This window comes from Streptomyces sp. NBC_00448, from assembly GCF_036014115.1.
GTDB lineage: Bacteria > Actinomycetota > Actinomycetes > Streptomycetales > Streptomycetaceae > Actinacidiphila.
The window spans coordinates 4123454-4143573 of record NZ_CP107913.1; the positions used below are offsets into that span (position 1 = coordinate 4123454).

Annotated in this window: 20 protein-coding genes; 7 read left to right on the plus strand and 13 right to left on the minus strand. The window is 71.2% G+C overall.

Annotation, left to right across the window (positions count from 1 at the left end):
* Nucleotides 1-202 precede the first annotated feature (202 nt).
* The 4 genes from hpt to dacB form a co-directional block, all read right to left on the minus strand.
* Complete coding sequence (gene hpt, locus OG370_RS17430) at nucleotides 203-757, minus strand: hypoxanthine phosphoribosyltransferase (protein WP_328465278.1); 555 nt, start codon at nucleotides 755-757, stop codon at nucleotides 203-205.
* A gap of 28 nt (nucleotides 758-785) precedes the next feature.
* The gene (gene tilS, locus OG370_RS17435; protein WP_328465280.1) at nucleotides 786-1880 is read right to left on the minus strand and encodes a tRNA lysidine(34) synthetase TilS; all 1095 of its coding nucleotides are present in this window, start codon (nucleotides 1878-1880) and stop codon (nucleotides 786-788) included.
* A 318-nt stretch (nucleotides 1881-2198) separates the two neighbouring features.
* The gene (locus tag OG370_RS17440; RefSeq protein ID WP_328465282.1) at nucleotides 2199-3377 is read right to left on the minus strand and encodes a zinc-dependent metalloprotease; all 1179 of its coding nucleotides are present in this window, start codon (nucleotides 3375-3377) and stop codon (nucleotides 2199-2201) included.
* 548 nt (nucleotides 3378-3925) lie between these two features.
* The gene (gene dacB, locus OG370_RS17445) at nucleotides 3926-5341 is read right to left on the minus strand and encodes a D-alanyl-D-alanine carboxypeptidase/D-alanyl-D-alanine endopeptidase (RefSeq protein ID WP_328465284.1); all 1416 of its coding nucleotides are present in this window, start codon (nucleotides 5339-5341) and stop codon (nucleotides 3926-3928) included.
* Between the two features lie 114 nt (nucleotides 5342-5455).
* Between dacB and OG370_RS17450 the strand changes: the two genes are divergently transcribed.
* Nucleotides 5456-5950, plus strand: a complete 495-nt coding sequence (locus OG370_RS17450; RefSeq protein WP_328465286.1) for an inorganic diphosphatase — start codon at nucleotides 5456-5458, stop codon at nucleotides 5948-5950.
* A gap of 118 nt (nucleotides 5951-6068) precedes the next feature.
* Here OG370_RS17450 and OG370_RS17455 read toward each other — a convergent pair whose 3' ends face one another.
* The 3 genes from OG370_RS17455 to OG370_RS17465 form a co-directional block, all read right to left on the minus strand.
* Nucleotides 6069-7748, minus strand: coding sequence for an MFS transporter (locus OG370_RS17455; RefSeq protein WP_328465288.1), 1680 nt, complete (start codon nucleotides 7746-7748; stop codon nucleotides 6069-6071).
* Nucleotides 7749-7910: 162 nt separating this feature from the next.
* Entirely contained in the window at nucleotides 7911-8531 is a 621-nt protein-coding gene (locus OG370_RS17460) for a TetR/AcrR family transcriptional regulator (RefSeq protein WP_328465290.1), read from the minus strand.
* Nucleotides 8532-8647: 116 nt separating this feature from the next.
* A complete protein-coding gene (locus OG370_RS17465) occupies nucleotides 8648-9652 on the minus strand; it encodes a hypothetical protein (RefSeq protein WP_328465292.1) in 1005 nt (334 codons plus the stop codon).
* A gap of 355 nt (nucleotides 9653-10007) precedes the next feature.
* On the opposite strand from OG370_RS17465, the gene OG370_RS17470 reads away from it, so the two are divergent.
* On the plus strand, nucleotides 10008-10559 hold the full coding sequence (locus OG370_RS17470; protein WP_328465294.1) for a hypothetical protein: 552 nt from the start codon (nucleotides 10008-10010) through the stop codon (nucleotides 10557-10559).
* 111 nt (nucleotides 10560-10670) lie between these two features.
* On the opposite strand, the gene OG370_RS17475 is transcribed toward OG370_RS17470, so the two are convergent.
* Together OG370_RS17475 and OG370_RS17480 are read right to left on the minus strand one after the other, a co-directional pair.
* Nucleotides 10671-12221 carry a hypothetical protein gene (locus OG370_RS17475; protein WP_328465296.1) on the minus strand — a complete coding sequence of 517 codons (1551 nt, stop codon included), beginning with the start codon at nucleotides 12219-12221 and terminating at the stop codon, nucleotides 10671-10673.
* Between the two features lie 290 nt (nucleotides 12222-12511).
* The gene (locus OG370_RS17480) at nucleotides 12512-13282 is read right to left on the minus strand and encodes an SDR family oxidoreductase (RefSeq protein WP_328465298.1); all 771 of its coding nucleotides are present in this window, start codon (nucleotides 13280-13282) and stop codon (nucleotides 12512-12514) included.
* A 185-nt stretch (nucleotides 13283-13467) separates the two neighbouring features.
* Between OG370_RS17480 and OG370_RS17485 the strand changes: the two genes are divergently transcribed.
* Nucleotides 13468-13932, plus strand: a complete 465-nt coding sequence (locus tag OG370_RS17485; RefSeq protein ID WP_328465300.1) for a hypothetical protein — start codon at nucleotides 13468-13470, stop codon at nucleotides 13930-13932.
* Between the two features lie 30 nt (nucleotides 13933-13962).
* Here OG370_RS17485 and OG370_RS17490 read toward each other — a convergent pair whose 3' ends face one another.
* The 4 genes from OG370_RS17490 to OG370_RS17505 all read right to left on the minus strand — a co-directional run bounded on the left by OG370_RS17490 (nucleotide 13963) and on the right by OG370_RS17505 (nucleotide 16717).
* Nucleotides 13963-14853 carry an RNA polymerase sigma-70 factor gene (locus tag OG370_RS17490; RefSeq protein ID WP_328465302.1) on the minus strand — a complete coding sequence of 297 codons (891 nt, stop codon included), beginning with the start codon at nucleotides 14851-14853 and terminating at the stop codon, nucleotides 13963-13965.
* 22 nt (nucleotides 14854-14875) lie between these two features.
* Nucleotides 14876-15550 (minus strand): maltokinase N-terminal cap-like domain-containing protein, encoded by a 675-nt coding sequence (locus OG370_RS17495; RefSeq protein WP_328465304.1) that lies wholly within the window; start codon nucleotides 15548-15550, stop codon nucleotides 14876-14878.
* Nucleotides 15551-15665: 115 nt separating this feature from the next.
* The gene (locus OG370_RS17500) at nucleotides 15666-15884 is read right to left on the minus strand and encodes a DUF397 domain-containing protein (protein WP_328465306.1); all 219 of its coding nucleotides are present in this window, start codon (nucleotides 15882-15884) and stop codon (nucleotides 15666-15668) included.
* Nucleotides 15860-16717, minus strand: coding sequence for a helix-turn-helix domain-containing protein (locus OG370_RS17505; RefSeq protein ID WP_328465308.1), 858 nt, complete (start codon nucleotides 16715-16717; stop codon nucleotides 15860-15862). The genes OG370_RS17500 and OG370_RS17505 overlap by 25 nt, the downstream gene beginning before the upstream one ends.
* 399 nt (nucleotides 16718-17116) lie before the next feature.
* On the opposite strand from OG370_RS17505, the gene OG370_RS17510 reads away from it, so the two are divergent.
* Genes OG370_RS17510 through OG370_RS17525 form a run of 4 tightly spaced genes read left to right on the plus strand, consistent with a single transcriptional unit; the run spans nucleotide 17117 to nucleotide 20082 of the window.
* On the plus strand, nucleotides 17117-17428 hold the full coding sequence (locus tag OG370_RS17510) for a hypothetical protein (RefSeq protein WP_328465310.1): 312 nt from the start codon (nucleotides 17117-17119) through the stop codon (nucleotides 17426-17428).
* A 46-nt stretch (nucleotides 17429-17474) separates the two neighbouring features.
* Entirely contained in the window at nucleotides 17475-19079 is a 1605-nt protein-coding gene (locus OG370_RS17515) for an alpha/beta hydrolase (RefSeq protein WP_328465312.1), read from the plus strand.
* An 11-nt stretch (nucleotides 19080-19090) separates the two neighbouring features.
* Complete coding sequence (locus OG370_RS17520; protein WP_328465314.1) at nucleotides 19091-19591, plus strand: hypothetical protein; 501 nt, start codon at nucleotides 19091-19093, stop codon at nucleotides 19589-19591.
* Nucleotides 19588-20082, plus strand: a complete 495-nt coding sequence (locus OG370_RS17525) for a hypothetical protein (protein ID WP_328465316.1) — start codon at nucleotides 19588-19590, stop codon at nucleotides 20080-20082. Before OG370_RS17520 ends, OG370_RS17525 begins: the two co-directional genes overlap by 4 nt.
* Nucleotides 20083-20120: the final 38 nt, after the last annotated feature.

Here is a 20120-nt window from a genome sequence, read left to right on the forward strand (position 1 = left end):
CCCCGTCCCTCCTGCCGCAGTGAGGCACAGCCGCTGGTGGGCGACGTGTGCATCCGGTGTATGACCCGATCCTTCGGACGGTACCCCAGCATTGTGACCCGAGGTTGCCGCCGACCGTTAACAATCCGGCTTTCCCCTGCTCCAACGGCGGGAAACCGACAGGGGTTCCCCGGGCCGCCGTGAGGGTGGTCTCAGTGCGGCCTCAGCCCCCGTAGACGTGCGGTGCGAGGGTGCCGACGAACGGCAGGTTGCGGTACTTCTCGGAGTAGTCCAGGCCGTAACCGACCACGAACTCGTTGGGGATGTCGAAGCCAGTGTATTTGACATCGATGCGAACCTTCGCCGCCTCGGGCTTGCGCAGCAGCGTGCAGACCTCCAGGGAGGCCGGGCCGCGCGATCCGAGGTTGCTGATCAGCCAGGAGAGGGTCAGCCCGGAGTCGATGATGTCCTCGACGATCAGGACGTGCCGCCCGGCGATGTCGGTGTCCAGGTCCTTGAGGATGCGGACCACGCCGGAGGACTTGGTGCCGGCGCCGTAGGAGGACACCGCCATCCAGTCCATGGTCACGTTGCTCGACAGGGCTCGGGCCAGGTCGGCCATCACCATGACGGCGCCCTTGAGGACACCGACGATCAGCAGGTCCTTGCCCGCGTAGTCCCGATCGATCTCGGCGGCCAGCTCCCCCAGCTTCGCGTCGATGTCTGCCTTGGCGATGAGCACCTTCTCAAGGTCGGCGCCCATGTCGGTCTCGTTCACTACGCGGTACGTCCTCAGGTCTGCGGCTCTACGACGGCGAGAACACCAGTCTGCCATCCGCCCTTCGGACGGCGACGCCGCCCGGCAGGTTGAGCGCCTTCTGCCCGCGCCAGCCCGTCACCAGGCGGTCCACCTCTTCGATGTGGCGGGCGAAGAGGAAGCCCGGCGGGGACCCGGCGGCCACCGCCGCCCTGCGCAGCACCCGGCGCCGGACCGCCGCGGGCAGCCGGTGCAGCCGGGCCACGTCGAGGCTGCCGTCGTCGCCGGCCACGTCGGCCTGCGCGTCGGCGGCCCACTGGTCGAGGGCGTCGGCGTCGTCGCGCGAGAGCTGGGCGGTACGGGCCAGCGCCTGCACGACGCCCTTGCCGAGCGACTTCTCCAGCACCGGCAGCGCTTCGTGCCGGACCCGGGAGCGGGTGTACGCGGGGTCGTGGTTGTGCGGGTCCTCCCACACGGTGATGCCCTGGGCGAGGCAGCCCTGGCGGACGGTGTCGCGGTCGAGCAGCAGGAACGGCCGGCGGTAGCGGCCGCCGGTGCCGGAGACCGCGGCCATGCCGGACAGCGAGCGGGTGCCGGAGCCGCGGGCGAGGCCGAGCAGCACCGTCTCCGCCTGGTCGTCCCGGGTGTGGCCGAGCAACACCGCGGCGGCGCCGCGGCGTTCGGCGACGGTGTCCAGCGCGGCGTACCGCGCGTCGCGCGCGGCGGCCTCGGGGCCGACCCGGCGACCGGTGCCGGTGCCCGCGGTGCCGACGTACGCGCCGCCGTGCGCGGCCGTGGTGGACTGCCGGCCGACGGTCACGCCGATCGCGTCGACCGGGTCGAGGCCGAGGGCACGCAGCCGCTCCACGACCTCCTGCGCGCGGCGGGCCGAGCCGCTTTGCAGGCCGTGGTCGACGGTGACGGCGCCGGCACGCATGCCGAGCCGGGGCGCTTCGAAGGCGAGGGCGGCGGCCAGCGCCATCGAATCGGCGCCGCCGCTGCACGCGGCGAGTACGAGCGGGCCGGCGGCGCCCGCGGTGGCGGTGGACGGCGCGGCGGACGCGTCGGCGGAGGCTGCGAGCACGTCGTGCAGGACGCGGCGGACCGCCAGACGTATCGCCGCGACCGTGGGGTGGGGTCCCATGTCCGGTTCCCTCCTGGGGAGGCTGGGTGGGGCGGGCAGAGCGAGAAGCCCTGCGAGACAGGTTGACGCAGGGTATTCAGATGGTGACAGAAGCCCGGGCATAACCCGAGCATCGCACGCGGCACCCCACGCCAGCGGTCCCTCGGACGGGTGAACCGGGCGCAAAACCAGCGGCCGGACCACCCTCGGCGGGGCGGCACGGCCGGTACGGGTGGGGCGGAGGGTGTGAACGGCCAGGGCTCGCGGAGGCGCGGCCGGGGCTCGCGCTCCTGCGAACGAGCCCGCCCGCGTCCACGGCGGTACGGTACGGCGCCCGGCTCAGCCGTCGGTGCGGCCGTGCACCCGCGCCACCCACTCCGCGGGTTTGGCGATCTCCGCCTTGGTGGGCAGCGTGTTCGGCGAGGTCCACACGCGGTTGAAACCGTCCATGCCGACGTCCTTGACCACGCCGCGCACGAACCGCTCGCCGTCGCGGTACTGCCGCAGCTTCGCGTCCAGGCCCAGCAGCCGGCGCAGCGCCTGGTCGAGCCGGCCCGCGCCGCTGGCGCGGCGCTGCCCGAACTTCTCCCGGATCTCCGCGACGCTCGGCACCACCTCGGGGCCCACACCGTCCATCACGTAGTCGGCGTGCCCCTCCAGCAGCGACATCACGGCGGTCAGCCGGGTGAGGATCTCCTTCTGCGCGGGGGTCTGCACGAGGTCCACGAGGCTGCGGCCGTCGTCCGGCTCACCGTCGGCGCCCTCCTCGCCCTCCTCGCGGTCCTTGCCCGCGCCGCTGAAGGTCTGCACCGCCTGCCGGACCCGCTCCACGACCGTGGAGGCGTCGAGTTCGGTCTCACCGAGGAAGGACTGGATCTCGCCCTCGATGTGGTCGCGCAGCCAGGGCACGGCGGAGAACTGGGTGCGGTGGGTCTCCTCGTGCAGGCACACCCACAGCCGGAAGTCGTGCGGGTCGACGTCCAGCTCGCGCTCGACGTGCACGATGTTCGGGGCGACCAGCAGCAGCCGCCCGGCCCTGGACTCCCCCGGGCCCGGCTGCACCGGTCCCGCGGGCATCTCCCGCGTGGCGGGGGCGAACGTCTCGTACTGGCCGAGCACCCGGGAGGACAGGAAGCTCAGCAGCATCCCGACCTCGACGCCGGTGACCTTGCCGCCCACGGTGCCGAGCATGACGCCGCCCGGGCCGCCCGGGCGGCGGGCCTGCATCTTGCCCAGCAGCGGTTTGAGCACCTCGCGGAAGCCCGCGACGTTGGCGCGGACCCAGCCGGGGCGGTCCACGATCAGCACGGGGGTGCCGTGCGGGCGGGCCCCGCCGTCGCCGTACATCCGCGTGAACGCGCTGACGTGGTTCTCCGACTCCTCGGCGTGGGTCCGCAACTCGGCCACGATCGCGCGTGCCTCGTCCCGGCTCACCTCCGGCCCGGGCCGCGTCAGCCGCTGCGCGGTCGCCACGGCGAGGTTCCAGTCGACCATCTCGCTTCCACCGATGCTCGTCATACCTTCACGGTACGTTGCCGCTCCCGATTTGGGGGTGCCTAACGCTTCTCCGCCGCCGTTCTCGGGGCTCCGATCCGTCTACGGGCCGGTGGTGGGCTGAGCCCGCAGTCCCCTGCGGGGTGGCCGCCTCGCCCTTGCCCGCGGGCCCATCGCGGCTGGTCGCGCAGTTCCCCGCGCCCCCGGGTGGCAGCCCCTTGCTGTGGGCACCTACCTGCACGTCGGACGTGGCTGGTCGCGCAGTTCCCCGCGCCCCTGAGTATGTGCGGCTGCTCCGCAGCGCACAGCAGGCCACCGGTCGGCCCTCGGGAACCAACCGGCACCGCGACGGCGGGTCGCCGAAGGGGCGCGGGGAACTGCGCGACCAACCACAACGAGCCCGCAGACAAGAACGAGACAGCCACCCCGCAGGGGGGCGCGGGGAACTGCGCGACCAACCACAACGAGCCCGCAGACAAGAACGAGACAGCCACCCCGCAGGGGGGCGCGGGGAACTGCGCGACCAACCACAACGAGCCCGCAGACAAGAACGAGACAGCCACCCCGCAGGGTCAGGCGCCGGCTACGGCTGTCGCGAGGGCGTCGAGGGCTTGCTCGGTCGCGACGGGGTCGTATCCGCCCTGGGTCATGAACGAGAACGCGAGCAGCCGCCCGCCGGCGGTGACCACGGTGCCGGCGATCGTGTTGGTCCCCGTGAGCGTCCCCGTCTTCGCGTGCACCAGGCCCGCCGCAGGCGACCCGTGGAACCGCGCCGCCAGCGTCCCCGTGAAGTCCGCCACCGGCACCCCCGTGAGGATCGAGCGCAGCTCGGCGTGTTCAGGGCTCGCCGCCAGCGCCAGCAACCGCGCGAGGGTGACCGGCGCCAGCCGGTCGTCGTGGTCGAGCCCGCTCCCGTCGTGGAACGACGCCCGCGGCAGCGGCACCCCGTACCGCACCAGCGCCGCCCTGATCGCCGCCGCACCCCCCGCGAAGCTCGCCGGCCGCCCGCTCGCGATCGCGGACTGCCGCGCCAGCGCCTCCGCGAGGTCGTTGTCGCTGTTGGTGAGCATGCGTTCCACGAGGTCGGCCAGCGGCGCCGACACGTGCGTGGCGAGCGTCGTGCCGGCCACGTTCCCCGCCGTCCCCGCGTGCTCGTGCGTGACGGCGGTCACGGTGATCCCCTGCTTGCCGAGCAGCTGCGCGAAGTCCCCCGCCGCGCTCGCCGCCGGGTCCCACGCGCGGGACGCGGGGCCGCTGCTGCTCCCGTCGAGCCGCCCCTCGTCGGCCATCAGCGCGGTGACCGGCGCGAGGTTCTCGTTGTGCCCGATGGGGTGGAGTGTCGGCCCGCTGTACAGCGACGTGTCGTACCCGAGCGCGATCTTCGTCCGCCCGGCCGCCTTCAGCGCCTTCGCGGTGTCCTCGGCGAGTTGCCCCAACTCCAGCGTGGGGTCACCGCCGCCGACCAGCACCACGTCACCCTTCCCGGTGGTCCCGGTCGCCACCACCCGCGTGGTCAGCCGCTTCTCCGGGCCGAGCAGGCCCAGCGCGGCCGTCGCGGTGGCGAGTTTGGTGGTGGACGCGGGGGTTGTCGCGGTGCCGTCCTGGTGGTCGAAGAGCACGCTGCCGCTGCTCACGTCGATCACGGCGCCGGTGCGGACCGGGCCCATGCCGTACGCCGTCAGCAGCGGGTCGAGCGTGCGGGCGAGCTCGGCGGAGAGGCCGGCCGGCAGGGGCGCCGCGGAGCCGCCGACCGGCAGCAGGACGGGCGCCGCGGACGGCACGGCCGTCGATATGCCCCCGGGCCCGGCCGGGGACACGGCCGTGGATACGGGGCTCGGCTTGGCCTTCGGCTTCCCGCCCGGTCCGGCCTCGGCGTCCCGCGCGGCGGCGAAGTTCCGTTCCGCGGTGCGCTGCCCGCCCTGCCACGGCCCGGCCGCGGCCGCCGCCCCCGCGGCGACGACCACGCCCATCCCGGCGGATACCGCCACGACCTGCCACGTCCTGCCGAGCGGCACAGCCGACCAGCCCCTTTCGCGACCACCCCGATGCGTGGGAGACACTTAACCACCCACACTGTGTGCTGATCATTGAGGAGTAGGGCCGTGGAGTTCGACGTCACGATCGAGATCCCGAAGGGTTCACGAAACAAGTACGAGGTGGACCACGAGTCCGGTCGTATCCGCCTGGACCGCAGGCTCTTCACGTCCACGAGTTACCCCGCGGACTACGGCTTCATCGAGAACACCCTCGGCCAGGACGGCGACCCGCTGGACGCGCTGGTCATCCTGGACGAGCCGACGTTCCCCGGGTGCCTGATCACCTGCCGCGCCATCGGCATGTTCCGGATGACCGACGAGGCCGGCGGCGACGACAAGGTGCTGTGCGTGCCCGCGTCCGACCCGCGCGTGGAGCACCTGCGGGACATCCACCACGTCTCGGAGTTCGACCGCCTGGAGATCCAGCACTTCTTCGAGGTCTACAAGGACCTGGAGCCCGGCAAGTCCGTCGAGGGCGCGAACTGGGTCGGCCGCACCGAGGCCGAGGCGGAGATCGAGGAGTCCTTCCGCCGCCTGAAGGAGCACAACGGCGGTCACTGACCACCGGTTTCCCGCACTACGGGCCCGCGGCCGTCATCGGCCGCGGGCCCGAGCCGTGCGGGTGGAGGAGGGGCCGCACGGCGGAGCGGGTCGAGCGGGACGGATCAAGCGGGGTGCGTCAACGGGGCTGCGGCTGGAGCTTGTCGGTGTACGTGCCGTCCGGCCGAGGGCCCGTGCCGTCCGGCAGGGAGCCCGTACCGTCCGGCGGGGAAGCCGTCCCATCCGCCGCGTCGGCCCGCTCGCCGACCTGCTCGCCGCGCTCAGCGGAACGCGACCGCGTGCCCCGCAGCAGCAGGGCGACGACGACCGCCGCGAGCAGGGCCACGCCCGCGCCCGCCAGCAGCGTCTGGTGGATGCCGTCCACGAAGGCGTGCCGTGCTCCGTCGGCGACCGAGCCGCCGACACCGGTCGCCCCGGCCAGCGAGGAGCGGGCCGCGTCCGCCGCCTGCGGCGGCAGCCCGGGCGGCAGGTGCAGGTGCGTGCGGTAGCCCGCGCCGAGCAGGCTCCCGAGGACCGCGATGCCGAGTGCCCCGCCCAGTTCGCGCGACAGGTCGTTCATCGCCGAGCCGACGTTCTGCAGCGCCCGCGGCAGCGCGTCCGTGATCTCGGTGGTCGCCGGCGTCATCGCCAGGCCCATCCCGGCCCCGAGCGGGACCAGTCCGGCGACGATCAGCCAGTACGGGCTGTCGGTGCCCAGCCGCGAGAGGACCGTCATCGCGACCGCCACCAGCACCAGCCCCGCCACCCACGGCCGCCGCACGCCGACCCGGGCCACCAGTCGCGGGGTCAGCCGGGTGGCGGGCACCAGCGCCCCGGCCAGCGGCAGCACGCTCACCGCGGCAACCAACGGGCTGTCCCCGCGAACCAGTTGCAGATACTGCATGGCCACGAAGATGAAGCCGAAGAAGACGAAGAACTGCAGCGTGACCGACACCGAGCCCGCCGAGAACCGCCGGTTGCGGAACAGCCTCGGGTCCAACAGCGGCTGCTCCCGGCGCAGTTCCCATCCGACGAAGGCGGCGAGCACCACCACGCCGAGACCGATGCCACCGAGGGTCAGCGGGTCGGCCCAGCCGCGGGTGGGCGCCTCGATCACCGAGTAGACGAGGGCGAGCAGGCCGACCACCGCGATCAGCGCACCCACCGCGTCGAGCCGAGGCCGCTCCGCCTCCGCCGACTCCGGTACGAAGACCAGCGTGCCGACCGCGGCGACCGCCGCGAGCACCACGTTGAGCAGGAACACCGAGCGCCACGACCACTCCTGGAGCAGCAGGCCCGACGTCAGCAGCCCGACGACGGCGCTCGCGCCGGCCACCGCGGTCCAGGCGCTCACCGCCTTCGTCCGCTGCTCGCGCGGGAAGGTGCTGGTGATGGTGGACAGCGTCGCCGGCATCACCAAAGCCGCGCCCACCCCCAACAGGCCCCGCAGCGCGATGAGTTCGTCGGCCTCCTTGGTGAACACGGCCAGCACCGACCCCACGGCGAAGACCACGAGACCGGCCACCAGCGCCCGCCGCCGCCCGAACCGGTCGCCCAACGCCCCCGCGGGCAGCAGCAATGAGGCGAACGCGAGGCTGTAGGCGTCCACGATCCACGACAACTGCGTCTGGCTCGCGTGGGTTTCGCGGGCCAGGCTGGGCAGCGCGACGTTCAGCGAGGCCATCGCCGAGACCACCGCGCCGAGCGCGAGGCACGTGACGAACAGGACCACGCCGTGCCGGACGGCCGGCCCGGCCGGTGAGGCGGGGTGAGCGGGTTCGGCGGGTGGGGTGCCGCTCCGCGAGTCCACGGTGCGCATGGGAGCCTCCTCCTACAGGATGTCGCTGTCCTGCTCACGGTCCCGCCCGGGGTCGGCCACTCGCCACGTTGATGAATTCCGGCCGCCGGTCGTACGGGGCTCTTGTCCGATGCACCGCCCGAATCCGCCGGCCCTGATGAATTCCCGGGGCCGCCCGACCCGCTACCCGGACGACCGCCGCTGACGGGTGGGCGAGCCCTGAAGGGCGAGCCGCAGGGAGGGGCCGAAGTGCCGGACGATGTCGTCCACCGACATGGACGCGATCGGCTCCAGGCGCAGCACGTAACGCGTCATGATGATGCCCGCCATCTGCGCGCCGAACGCCATCGCCCGCGCCTGGGCGTTGGCCCCGCCGATACGTTCGGCGATCCGGCCGAACACCTCGCGTTCGAGCATCTCCCGCAGGAGCGCGGCGAGTGCCTCGTCGGCCGCCGCGCTGCGGACCATCGCCTCCAGGGCGGGCCGGGTGTCGGAGGAGTCCCAGATGGTCACCAAGGCGCGCAGCGCCCGCACGCTGAACGTGGCGGGGTCGCCGTCGAGCACCCGCGTCAGCACGTCCGCCGGGTTCGCCACCAGCGCCATCGCCGCGCCGAACAGCCCCCGCTTGGAGTCGAAGTAGTAGCTGATCAGGGCGACGTCCACGCCGGCTTCGTCAGCGATCGCCCGCAGGGTCACCGCCTGGTAGCCGTGTTCGAGGAACTTCTGCCGCGCGACGGCGAGGATGGCGCCGCGCGTGTCCGAAGCCCCCGGCCGGCGCCCCCGCCGGGGCGGTTCATCTGTCACCGTCCCCACGCTAGCGCCGTGGCCCGGGCTCCGTAGGGACGCCGTACGGGCGTCGTGCGGACGTCGTGCGGACGTCGAGGGGACACCCGCTCGAACGGGCCCGCGCCGTACGGGGCTCAGCGGTCGCGGCGCAGCCTCAGCGCTTCCGCGGCGCGGGTCTTCACCTCGCCGGTGCCGGTCTTCTGTGCCGTGCGCAGGTGGCGTCGGGCCTGCTCGGCGTCGATGAGGATGAGGCCGAGGTGGAAGTGGGCGAGGGCGGAGACCGCGGGGTCGGCGGCGGTGCCCTCTTCGAGCAAGGGCACCGCCTCGTCAGCGCGCTCCTCTTCGAGCAGCGAGACAGCGAGGTCGACCGCGGCCTTGGGCGCGTACCCGGGGTGCCCGGAGGCGTGCACCTGCTCCAAGTAGTGCCGGGACTCAGCGAGTTGCTCCGGGCTATCGCCGGTCTCCCGGAGCAGCCCGGCGAGGTTGAACGCGGCGTGCAGCGCGGTCTTCTGCTGCGGGCTGTCGATGGCGGCGCGGTAACGCCTGATGGCGGCTTCCTGGTTGCCGGATCGTTCGAGGAGCAGGGCGAGTTCGAGTTCGGCCCGGGCGGTGACGACCGGCACGCCGCAGCCCATCGCGGCCTGGAGCATCCGGCCGGCCTCGTCGAGGTCGTCCGCGGCCAGGGCCATCCCGGCGAGCTGGATCGCGGCCAGACCCGCGCTCATGGCCCGCGGCAGGCCCATCGCCAGCCGGTAGTTCGCGTCGGCGTCTCCCCGCTTGCCGCGCGCCTCCATGGCCATGCCGCGCACGAGGAAGACCTCGGCGGCGACGTCCGGGTCGGAGAAGCCGTCCAGCGGTTTGAGGCACTTGACCGCCTGCCGGGACGCGCCCTCGGCGAGGTGGATCAGGGCGGTGACGAGTTCGCCGGCCACCCGCACGTCGGCCTCGCCGGAGCCCCCGGCACGTACGGCGACGGCGGCGGCGTGCTCCCGGGCGTCCACGTCGAGGTAGGCGCGGGCGAGTTCCATCGCGCCGTCGAAGTCGAGCACCAGGTCCTGGCTGGTCAGGATGTCCATGGGGTCGGGGAGCCCCACCCACGAAGCGCCGCCCTGGTCCGGTTGCCGCGTGCCGTCCGCCATGTCCGCCTCCACGCTCGCCTCAACTCGGTTGCAGGCAGCTGAACTTAGCGAACCTCCGCCGGCCCGGGCTGCCCCGTCGCCGCGGCGGGCTCCGCCGAATTCCGGCGAACTCCGGTGAATTTGCCACCGTTTGAACCTCGCCAACCGACATCACGGGCGTTATCCGTCCGCACCACGAAATCCCGTACACCAGGAAAGGCACTTCCCGCCCCAGGGGTTTCTCCCGTATCCGTACGACCAATTGGACCCACCCGACGCATGCCGCCGCGACTTGCTTACGGAGCAGGCGGCGGACCGCTAGTCTCAGCCGCCCGGAGTTCTTCGTTCACGCATGTCACCAGGGAGACAAGACACCATGACGCACGACGTGCCGCCGCCCCCCGGCTCGCCGGCCCCGCCGCCGCACGCGGGTGGACCGTCCGGGGGTTCATTCGACCCCGCTTCGGTCAACCGGCTCGACTGGGCGATTCTCGGGATCGGGTTCATCGTCCTCATCTTCTCGTTCTTCGACTACTACTCCTGGGATTTCGGCGCGTACGGCGTGCACCTCGGAAGTGTGAGTTGGAGCGCCTGGCACTTCGACCACGGGCTGTTCATAGCCTGGTTCGCGATGGTGCTGACCGTGCTCGGCGCCGGCGCGCTGGCCGCGAGCCTCTTCGCCCCGCAGATCCAACTGCCCACCCCGGCGCGGGCGCTGACCTTCCTGGGCTTCGGCATCGGCTTCGTGCTCTACGTGATCGCGATCTTCGCGCACTCCGACTTCGGCCCGGCCGGCGGCCACGGCTTCAGCTTCTGGGTCAGCCTGATCCTCGCGGGCGTCGGCGCGGTCATCGCGCTGCTGCGGGCGCAGCAGACCGGCACCGAGCTGCCCGGCCCGCTCGGCAACCTGCCGCGGATCGGCCAGTAGCCGGGCCCGGCCCGGCAGCTCTCTTCGCGAAAGTGCCGCCGCTCCCACCGTGCGGGTGGGGGCGGCGGCATTTTCGTTCCTACGGCGCACCGTTGAGTGGAGAGGAACCGCTCAACGGTGCACCAGGGAATTGAAGGCCGCCCGGATGTTCGCCTTGCTCGGGTCCACGTACTGGTCCGAGGACGGGCCGGTGTCGATGCCGTCGTACTCGGTGTACGCCAGCGTCTCGGGGCAGCTCTTGCCGCTGATCTCCACCGTCTTGTGGGTGACGAGGCGACCGGTGCGCAGTTCGTACACCTTCACCGGGATCGCGATCTTGTGGAAGGTCACGTCCTCCGGAAAGGCGCTGTAGATACCGCCCTTGTACGGGCAGGTCTGCACGGAGGGACCGTCCTTGTCGTCGCCCGCGCAGACGACGAGGGTGGCGTCGGAGGCGTCGGTGGCCTGCCAACTGCCCGGGAGTTTGTCGGTGTAGGTGGAATTGCCGAAGAACAGCGCCTTGTTGGTGCCCTTGTGGCGCGCGGGGGCGCCGCTGTAGCGCGCGGGCGTCGAGCAGTACTGCGGCGCCGAATCGCCCGACGTGTCGAGCAGGTTCTCGACGTGATCCAGCTCGATCGCCAACTGGGCTTTCCTGACACCGGCTTTGGCGGTGGCTGCCTTCGCGTCGTGCGGGTACTGGGCGAGGACCTGCTGGTAACGGGTCTTCGCCTTCGCCCAGTTGTTGCCGTCCATCAGGCTGTCGCCGCAGCCGAGCAGCGCGTCGGGCGCCGTCTTCCGGACCACGGCGGAGGCCCGGTCGAGCGTGCTGCCGTCCGGCTTGCGCGTACGCAGCCAGTCGGTGACGGCGGCGGTGTGGCAGGCGTTCTTGGTGGGCAGGCCGTCGAGAAAGCCGTCGAGCACCGAGTCGACCATCGGCTGGTGGCCGGGCAGGTCGGTGAGGACCGAGGACAGGCCGTCGAAGCCGGCCCGCAGCGCCTTGGTGTCGCCGCTCAGCCCGGTGGCCAGGTCGGACCTGGCCACCGCCAGCCGCCGGCACGCCGTCACGGTCTTCTCACCGCGCTTGGTGAGCGGGGAGTCGGCCAGCCGCGGGCCGACCCACACGCTGTGCTGCGCGCTCACCGCCTTGGCGCAGTCGCCGCTGTGCCGCGCGCTGGTGACCGTCCCCTCCGCGTGGGAGGCGTCGACCCGCAGCAGCCCCACGACCACCAGCACGGGGACGGCGACGCCGAGCGCGACCAGCCGCTGCGTCCGGATGCCGCCGGTCCGCCGGCCGCTCAGCGGTCCGGGGCGCGGGCCCGTACTCACGGCTCCACTCACCGCTCCACCCGTGGCCCCACCCGCAGCCGCCCCCACGGCTCCGTCCCCGGCCCCGCCCGTACGCCGCCCCAGCCGTCCGCCCGCCAGGAACCAGCCGTGCGCGATCATCAGCACCCACCACCCGACGACCACCCCCTCGCACCACACCGTCCGGAAAGCGGCGCCGAGCAGGATCAGCAGCACGAAGGTGACCAGCGCGGTGAGTACGGCGAAGCCGCGCCGCCGCAGCATCAGGTAGCCGATGCCCAGGAACGAGGCGTTGGCCAGCGCGACGGCGAGCGGATCGCGGACCGGGCGGTCCGGCGGCTCGGCTCCAAGGACGACGACCTCGGGCGGGTAGTACATCGTGATCCCCTCAAAACGTCCTACTGGCAACGGCGTTGACCGCTGCCGCAGATTGTCCGCACCGTCCTCGGGACGGGTCCCACCGTCACGGCGCGCGACATGACGCGCCCGTGGCGGAAGGAACTTCGGGACAACACGCCGCTACGGCGCCGTGCTCGAAGCGGCGCCGTAGGGCGGTGGACGACCCGGCCGGCCGGATCTCGTCCGGTCGGCCGGTCCGGCCGATCGGGACACGTCTCCCCGGTGGACGTGTCCCCTCGGCCAGAGTGGGGCTCCCGCGCGGCCACGGGCTAGCGAGTTTCCGCAGGAGGAAAACGTCCCGCGAGGAAGTCCTCGAACGTGCCCACGCCGACGTTCCGTTCCGGCGCCAGGTGCCCGCCCGCCCGGAAGGACCGGTACGTGCGGCCCGCCAGCGGGACCTTGAGCAGGGGGCGGCGGCGCCCGCTCGCGCGCAGGTAGGCGCGGGCCAGGTCGGCGAAGGTCCGCACCTCAGGTCCGCCCATGTCCGGTACCCGGCCGGCCGGTTCGCCCACCGCGAGCTCGGCCAGCCGTACGGCGACCTCGCCGCTGTCGATCGGCTGGTCGACCAGGCCGACCGGGACCGGCATGACCGGCAGTTTCGCGAAGGCCGACAGCACCTGGAGCACCAGGTCGTGGAACTGCGTCGTACGCAGGACGGTCCAGCCGAGCCCCGACTCCTCGATCAGCCGCTCGACGGCGAGCTTGCTGCGGTAGTAGCCGAACTGCACCTGGTCGACGCCGACGATCGAGATGTACACCAGGTGCCGCACCTCGGCGGCCCGCGCCGCCTCGATCAGGTGGCGGGCCGCCTCCTCGTCGCCCCCGCGCGGGTTGGACGCGCAGTGCACCACGGTGTCCGCGCCCGTGAGGGCTTCGACCAGACCCGCGCCGCCCCTGCGCAGGTCGATGGCGTACGGCGGCGGCGCGTGCCGGCTGAGCACCCGCACCTCGCCGCCGCCGGCCCGCAACCGCTCCACGACCAGCCGCCCGAGCGTCCCGGTGCCCCCGGTCACCATCGTCGTCTTCCCCGTCACCGTCATCCCGCTCGCCGTCCCTCCGCCGGGGGCACCCCCTACCGGAGCGCCCGTCACCCCCTCAGAACCGCCCGGCCCCCGCAAACGTGACAACGCCCCCGGGCAGCTCGCAGGAGCACCAGTGCGGCCAACGGGCGTCGGATACGTTGAGGACCAGAGGGTGTCGCGTACACAGGGGCAGGGGGCTCGCGATGGTGAAGCGCCGGTGGCGGGCCCTGGGCGTCGCCGCAGCGATCGCCGTGGTGCTGAGCGGATGCTCCTCCGGCGACCACCAGGACAAACCGACACCCACACCACCCCGGAGCGAGGCCCAACTCCGCCAGCAGGCACAGGCGAAGCTCACAAAGTCGTCCCAGGTGAAAATGCACTGGACCGGCACCGTGAACAAGAACATGCGGATCATGAAGACGGAACCCCACTTCAAGGACGCCCACGCCTACGTCCTCGAAGCAGCCTGCGCCGGGACCGGGGCCGTGTGGTTCGCCTGGGAGATGAATGCCCCCGATCCCGCCATCATGCCGGACGTGTACTGCGACGGCGACGTCCTGCGGTTCCCCTTCACGGGCAACAAACTTGAGAACTTCTTCTTCGCCAAGGAGTTCACCGACGTCCCGACCGGCGTCCTCGCCTGGCAGGTCATCCCCGCCACCCACTGACCACGAGCCGGCCGCACCACCCGGAGCGACCTACGCCGTCGTCGCCAACTGGCGCTGCACGAAGGACAGTTTCTCCGGGTTCAGGACAGACCAGACGCCGGATATGGCGTCGTCGCGGACGTCCAGGGCGATGACGGTGTAGAGGTGGCCGCTGACCCGGACGACCAGGGCCGGCGCGCCGTTGGCCTCGACGATGTCGACCACGAGGGCGCCGGTGAACTTGCGGACGGTGCCGGAGATGAAGCGGACGACCTTCTCCCGGCCCAGGATCGGGCGCCGTGCGGAGCTGACCTTGCCGCCGCCGTCGCTCCACCAGGTGACGTCCTCGGCGAGGAGCCGTTCGAGGCGGGCGAGGTCGCCCTCGCGCGCGGCCGTCACGAAGGACTCGACGAGTTCGCGCTGCCGCTCGACCGCGGGCGTGAAGCGGGTCTCCTGCGTCGCCACGCGCTTCACCGCCCTGCGGTACACCTGGCGGCAGTTGGCCTCGGTGAGTTCCAGCACCCCGGCGAGGTCCCGGTGGCTGTAGCCGAACGCCTCGCGCAGCACGTACACCGCGCGCTCGGTCGGGGTCAGCCGCTCCAGCAGCACCAGCATCGCCGTGGACACGGCGTCACGCTGCTCCGCGGACTCCAGCGGGCCGAGCGCGCCGTCCCGCGTCACCACCGGTTCGGGCAGCCACGGCCCGACGTACCGCTCCCGCCGGACGCGGGCGGAGGTGAGCCGGTTCACGCACAGGTTGGTGACGACCTTGGCCAGCCACGCCCCCGGCTGCTCGATCGCCTCCCGGTCCGCCCGGCTCCACCGCAGGTACGCGTCCTGCACCGCGTCCTCCGCCTCCTCGGCGGACCCGAGCAGCCGGTAGGCCAGCCCGAACATCCTCCGGCGGTGCTCCGTGAACTCCTCGGCGGTCCCTGACGTCACGCCGCCCAGCGTCCCACAGAGCTCAGCCGGCGGTGGGCCGCAGAACGGCGAGAAGGCCGGTGACGCGCTGGTCGCTGTCGGGGGCTTGCCACTCCGCGGTGAGGTGGGCGCGGAGGGCGGGGTCGGCCGGGGCGGCGGAGTTCGGGTCGAGGGCGCGGACGAGGTGGAGGGTGTGGGCGGCGTACGCCGGGATCTCGACGGCGAGTTCGGTGCCGTCGGGACCGTGGGAGACGGTGGTGGCGACGGCGTCCACGGGCAGCGCGGGGCCGTTGAGGGTCGGGACCACCGTGGGGTCGGGCGTGTCCGAGGCGGACTGCGCCTGCGGCTCGGCCCGGTCCTGGATCAACGCGAGCAACTGCGCCTGGAGCACCGGGTCGTGGGTCCCGTCGTACACCCAGCGGTGCCCGAGCACGCCGTGCTCGGTGGTGCCGATCAGCGCGTGGTCGGCACCGTCGAGCGAATCGGCGCGATACGTCAACGGTACGAGGTAGGCGCGCGGTTCCTCCTCGCCCGAGGTGTCGGTGACCACCAGGAACTCGATGCCCACCTCGCCCTCGGGGTCGTCGAGCCGGAACCCGCCGGACTTGTCGAGTTCGGGCGCCCGCCCGGTACCGACGTACCACGGTTGCGCCGCCAGCCAGGGCGCGACGAGTTCCAGCTTGCCGGGGACCAGCGTGGTCTTGTGGATGACAGCCATTGCCTCAGCTCATCCGAAAACGCCCCAGCAGGTCAAGGCGGCGCACGCCACTCCGTGGCGCAAGCGGACAGGCGGTGGTCCGCTTGCGCCGCGGGGGGCGAGCCGGTTCGACGGTTCAGACGGTGGGGAACTCGTCGGCGCGCACCGCGCCCACGAAGGACGCCCACGCGTCCGCGGAGAACCCCAGCGCGGGTCCGTGCGGGTCCTTCGAGTCGCGGACCGGCACCACGCCGGTGAAGCCGTCGGCGACCTCGACGCAGTTACCGCCGTTGCCGTTGCTGTACGACGACTTGCGCCAGGCGGCGCCGCTCAGGTCCTTGGCAGCGATGAACATGACGTGTGCTCCTCCAGTACGGTGCGAAGCAGGTCCAGGGACCCCTCAGGAGTCATCGCGAGGTCCCTGAACTGATCGTAGGTCAACCGCAGTTGCTCCGCCTCCTCCGCGTCCTCGATGACGTCGCCGCTGAGACTGCCCTCCACGTAGGCGATGTTGCGCCCGCTGGGCAGCCACAGCATGCTCAGCGAGCCGCCGAACATGAAGTGCGGACCGGCGCTGAACGGCACGACGTGCAGCGAGACATGCCGCAGCCCGGCTGCCTCGATGAGCCGTTCGAGCTGCTCGGTCCACGCGTCGTGGTCCTTGAGCCCGCTGCGGAGCGCCGACTCGTGGATCAGCCCGCGGTAGTCGAGCAGGTTCGTCTTCCCGAACAGCCGGGCCTGCCGGGCCATCCGCTCCTGCACCCGCCGGTTCACCTCCGCCAGGGAAGCCGAGAGGTCGGAACTCAGCAGCGACGCGGCGTAGCGCTCGGTCTGCAACAGCCCGGGGATCAGGCCGGCCACGAACTCCTGCATGTTCCTGGCCTCGGCCTCGACGTCCATGAAGCCCTCGTACCGGCCCTGCTTCTTCTCCCGCTTGGCGAGCTTCCACAGGTCGGCGAGCAGGTCACCGGTGCCGTAGAACTTGTCGAGCACCTTGGGTACGTCGGACGAGCCCAGGCGCTCACCGTTCTCCAGCCGGTGCAGATACGACTGCTCGTACCTGGTCTGCTCGCCGAGTTGCACCAACGTCAGACCCGCGCGCTCCCGCAGCTTCGCCAGTTCCTTGGCGTAGATCCGCCGCGCCGAAGGCCCGCTCCCAACGCCTGCGTTGCTGTTGCTGTCGCCCATGGGGGTTCCATTCCGTTCCAGTTGTCGGAAGGCCATGTCAAGAGCCGACCCACACAAGGCAGTCGAACCTCCGACCTGGCCTCCTTCGTCCGCGTCGATCCCTGATGGCTCGCCACATTGCCTGCGGGCATGGACAAATAAGCCCCTTTGCCCGGACAAAGGCTCACCTGAAACAGATCGTAGGGTCTGCCACCCACCCCTGTTCACGGAATGTCAGTAATCGCTCACAAAGTGCTGAACTTCGATCACCTCTGCCCCCATCCGCACCACCCGTCAAGCACATGCACTCTCGGCCATCTCTTTCCGTGTGAGCTTCACAACGCCGCGTCACCATTGCCCCAGGCTTCGGACGTCCCTACGTTCTTGGCCATCTGACGCGAAACACGGGGGGCGTTCGAGATGTCCGGACAGATGGTCGACAACCCGCGGCGCGCGTGGCTCCAGACGTTGCTGTCCACCATGGACGCGACGCTTGAGGCCATGCGGCCCGTACTCGACAAGCCCGCCGCCGACTTCGGCAGCGGCAAGGCGTGGATCGGGACGGAGGCGGCGACCAAGTTCCAGGCCGAGATCACGGGTCGCAAGAGCTCCGTCCACACCCTGACCAACGGGCTACGGGACGTCGTCGCCGACGCGCTGCGTGCCGAGCCGCTGAAGGTCACGGAAAGCCAGGCCCGGCAGATGCAGAGGGACCACCAGCACGACTGGTGACGCATCGCCGCAGCCCTGGCCTCAACACCAACTCCCGGGGGGGAACATGACCAAGATCGCAGCCGTGGACGTTGCGGTACTCGCCCAAGCCATCCAGCAGATGGACACCGGCGCCCAGGCGCTGTCCACCAACTGTGCATCGCTCAGCAGTCAGTTCGGCAAGTACGGGCTTGACACCGAGAACCTGCGCAAGCTCAGCGCCATCGCCTCCTGGACCCGCGACCAACTCCCCGACCTGCGCCGGCGACACGCGCTCGCCGTGCACATCGGCGCAGGGGGCGACCATGTCCAGGTCCCGGAGCCGATCTCCGTCGCGGCGGCCGACGCCTACCTCTTCCAGCAGGCGACGAAGGACCACGACTCGGCCGGCCTCGCCCTGGTGAAGAGCGATCTGAGCAAGAACCTGAACGACCCCGCCTTCCTCAGGGCGTACGCCGACGCGTCTCCCGACGACATCACGGCCTTCCAGGGTCTGCCGGCAACCGATGCCGACAAGTTGAACCGCCTGCGCCTGGCAGAGTGCCTGAAGGCGACGGACTGCCCGGATTCGCTGAAGAAGCTGTCCGCGTACCTGGCACAACCAAAGTTCAAGGACAACGGGGTCTACCTACTGGGATTCGATGCCAAGGGCAACGGCCACGTTTCAGTGTCGTTCGGCAACCCGGATACGGCCGCGAACACCGCGGTCTACGTGCCCGGCACCGGCGCCGACCTTGACAGCGCGAAAGGCGACATGGATCGGGCCATGACGCTGTACACATCTGCAAATGAACAGAAACCAGGCTCAACGGCGTCTGTTTTCTGGCTCGGCTACGACGCGCCCAGTTTCAGCGAGCTTCCTGGCGGCCCCACCGTGCAGAGCTTCGCCAACGACGGTGCACCCAAGCTCACCGCGTTCGTGAAGTCCTTGCAGTCCGATCACACCGGCCGCGGCCACCTGACGGTGATCGGGCACAGCTACGGCAGCACGCTCGTGGGTGACGCGTGCGCCCACTTCGGCATGCGGCCCAACGATGTCGTCTTCGTCGGCTCGCCGGGTGTCACCGCAGGGAAGGCATCACAGCTCGGCATCGGGTCCGACCATGTCTGGGCGAGCAAGAAGAAGTTCGACCCCATCCCGCAGATCGGCGCGCCACTCGACCCGCTTCACTGGGTGGACGACCACAGCGACCGGTTCGGCAACGACCCGACCTCCACGGAGTTCGGGGGAAAGACCTTCGACTCCGGCTCCGGCAGCGGGGTGAAGCACGCGCACAGCGAGTACTGGGACGCAGGACCGTCCCTGGACAACATGACGGACATCGTGACCGGGCAGACGGACAAGGTCAGCAAGATGCCGACCGAGGACAAGACCGGCCCGCTTCCCAACTTCGCAGATGTAGTCGCTGATCCCGTCGCGGGAATCCAAGAGCTCGCTGGCGCCGGACTTCAGAACGCCGGCCACGCGGTCGGCGGCTACTGGGGACGGCCGCTGGAGGACACCGGAGATGCCCTTCACGATGTCGGCCAGGCCCAGAACGACCTCATCGGCTCGGCCACCGACCTGATTTCCGGCGACCCGGGCGGGACACTGGACGACCTCAAAGACACGGGCAGTTCCCTCGTGGACGGCGGCAAGAACGTCGTGCACACCGTGACCGACTTCCTCTAGTAGCAGGAGCGATGACCAGAACCACGCGCACAGGCAGCATGGCCGCCGCCGGGGCCACCGCCCTGCTCCTCACCCTCACCACCGCCTGCGGCGCCGCACACCAAGGCGACGTCCAACCCGACGCCGTCGAAAAGAAAGCCCACACCCTCACCCAGCAGACACTCGACGCCCTCCACCCCACCCTCGGCACGCCCAAAACCACCATCTACAGCGACGCATGGAGCAAGTGCACGACCGAGACGCCCGGACAGCACCGGTTCGAATACGACTACGCACTGAAACTGGTCGTCTCACGGAGTCAGGTCCAACCGGCAGTCGCCGCTGCACGCGCCTACTTCGCCCGCCAGCACTACGAACCCCACTACACGTCCGCCCCGGACCTCCACGCGGGCGCGACCCTGCCCAAATCCTCCTGGACCGTGGACCTCAGCCGCGACACCACCACAACAGTGGTAGTCGACGCCGACTCCGACTGCGTCTTCACCCGGCACGACCCCAAGGCGTCCTCTTGAGTTCCCGCCGCTACGTGCCGGCCGCCGCCAGAGCCACCGCCCTGCTCCTCACCCTCACCACCGCCTGCGGCGCCGCACACCAAGGCGACGTCCAACCCGACGCCGTCGAAAAGAAAGCCCACACCCTCACCCAGCAGACACTCGACGCCCTCCACCCCACCCTCGGCACACCCAGGACCACGACTTACGAGAACAAATGGACCCAGTGCGCCACCGAGACACCCGGACAACACCGCTTCCAGTACGTCTACGGGCTGGCGCTCGCGGTGCCCGAGGGGAAGTCGAAGGCCGTCATGCAGGCCGCCAACGCCCACTTCGCCAGCCAGGGTTACTCGGTGAACTACTCCGATGCCCCGGGCAAGCGCACCACCGCTGACCTGCCGAAGTCCGAGTGGAGCGTGGGTCTAGGAGTCCAGAACGCCGAAAGCATCGTTCTGGAGGCCGACTCCGACTGCGTCTTCACCCGCCACGACCCCTCGACGAAGACCTGACCCTCACCACCGTGCCGCTGGAACTCCCGTAGGGAGCA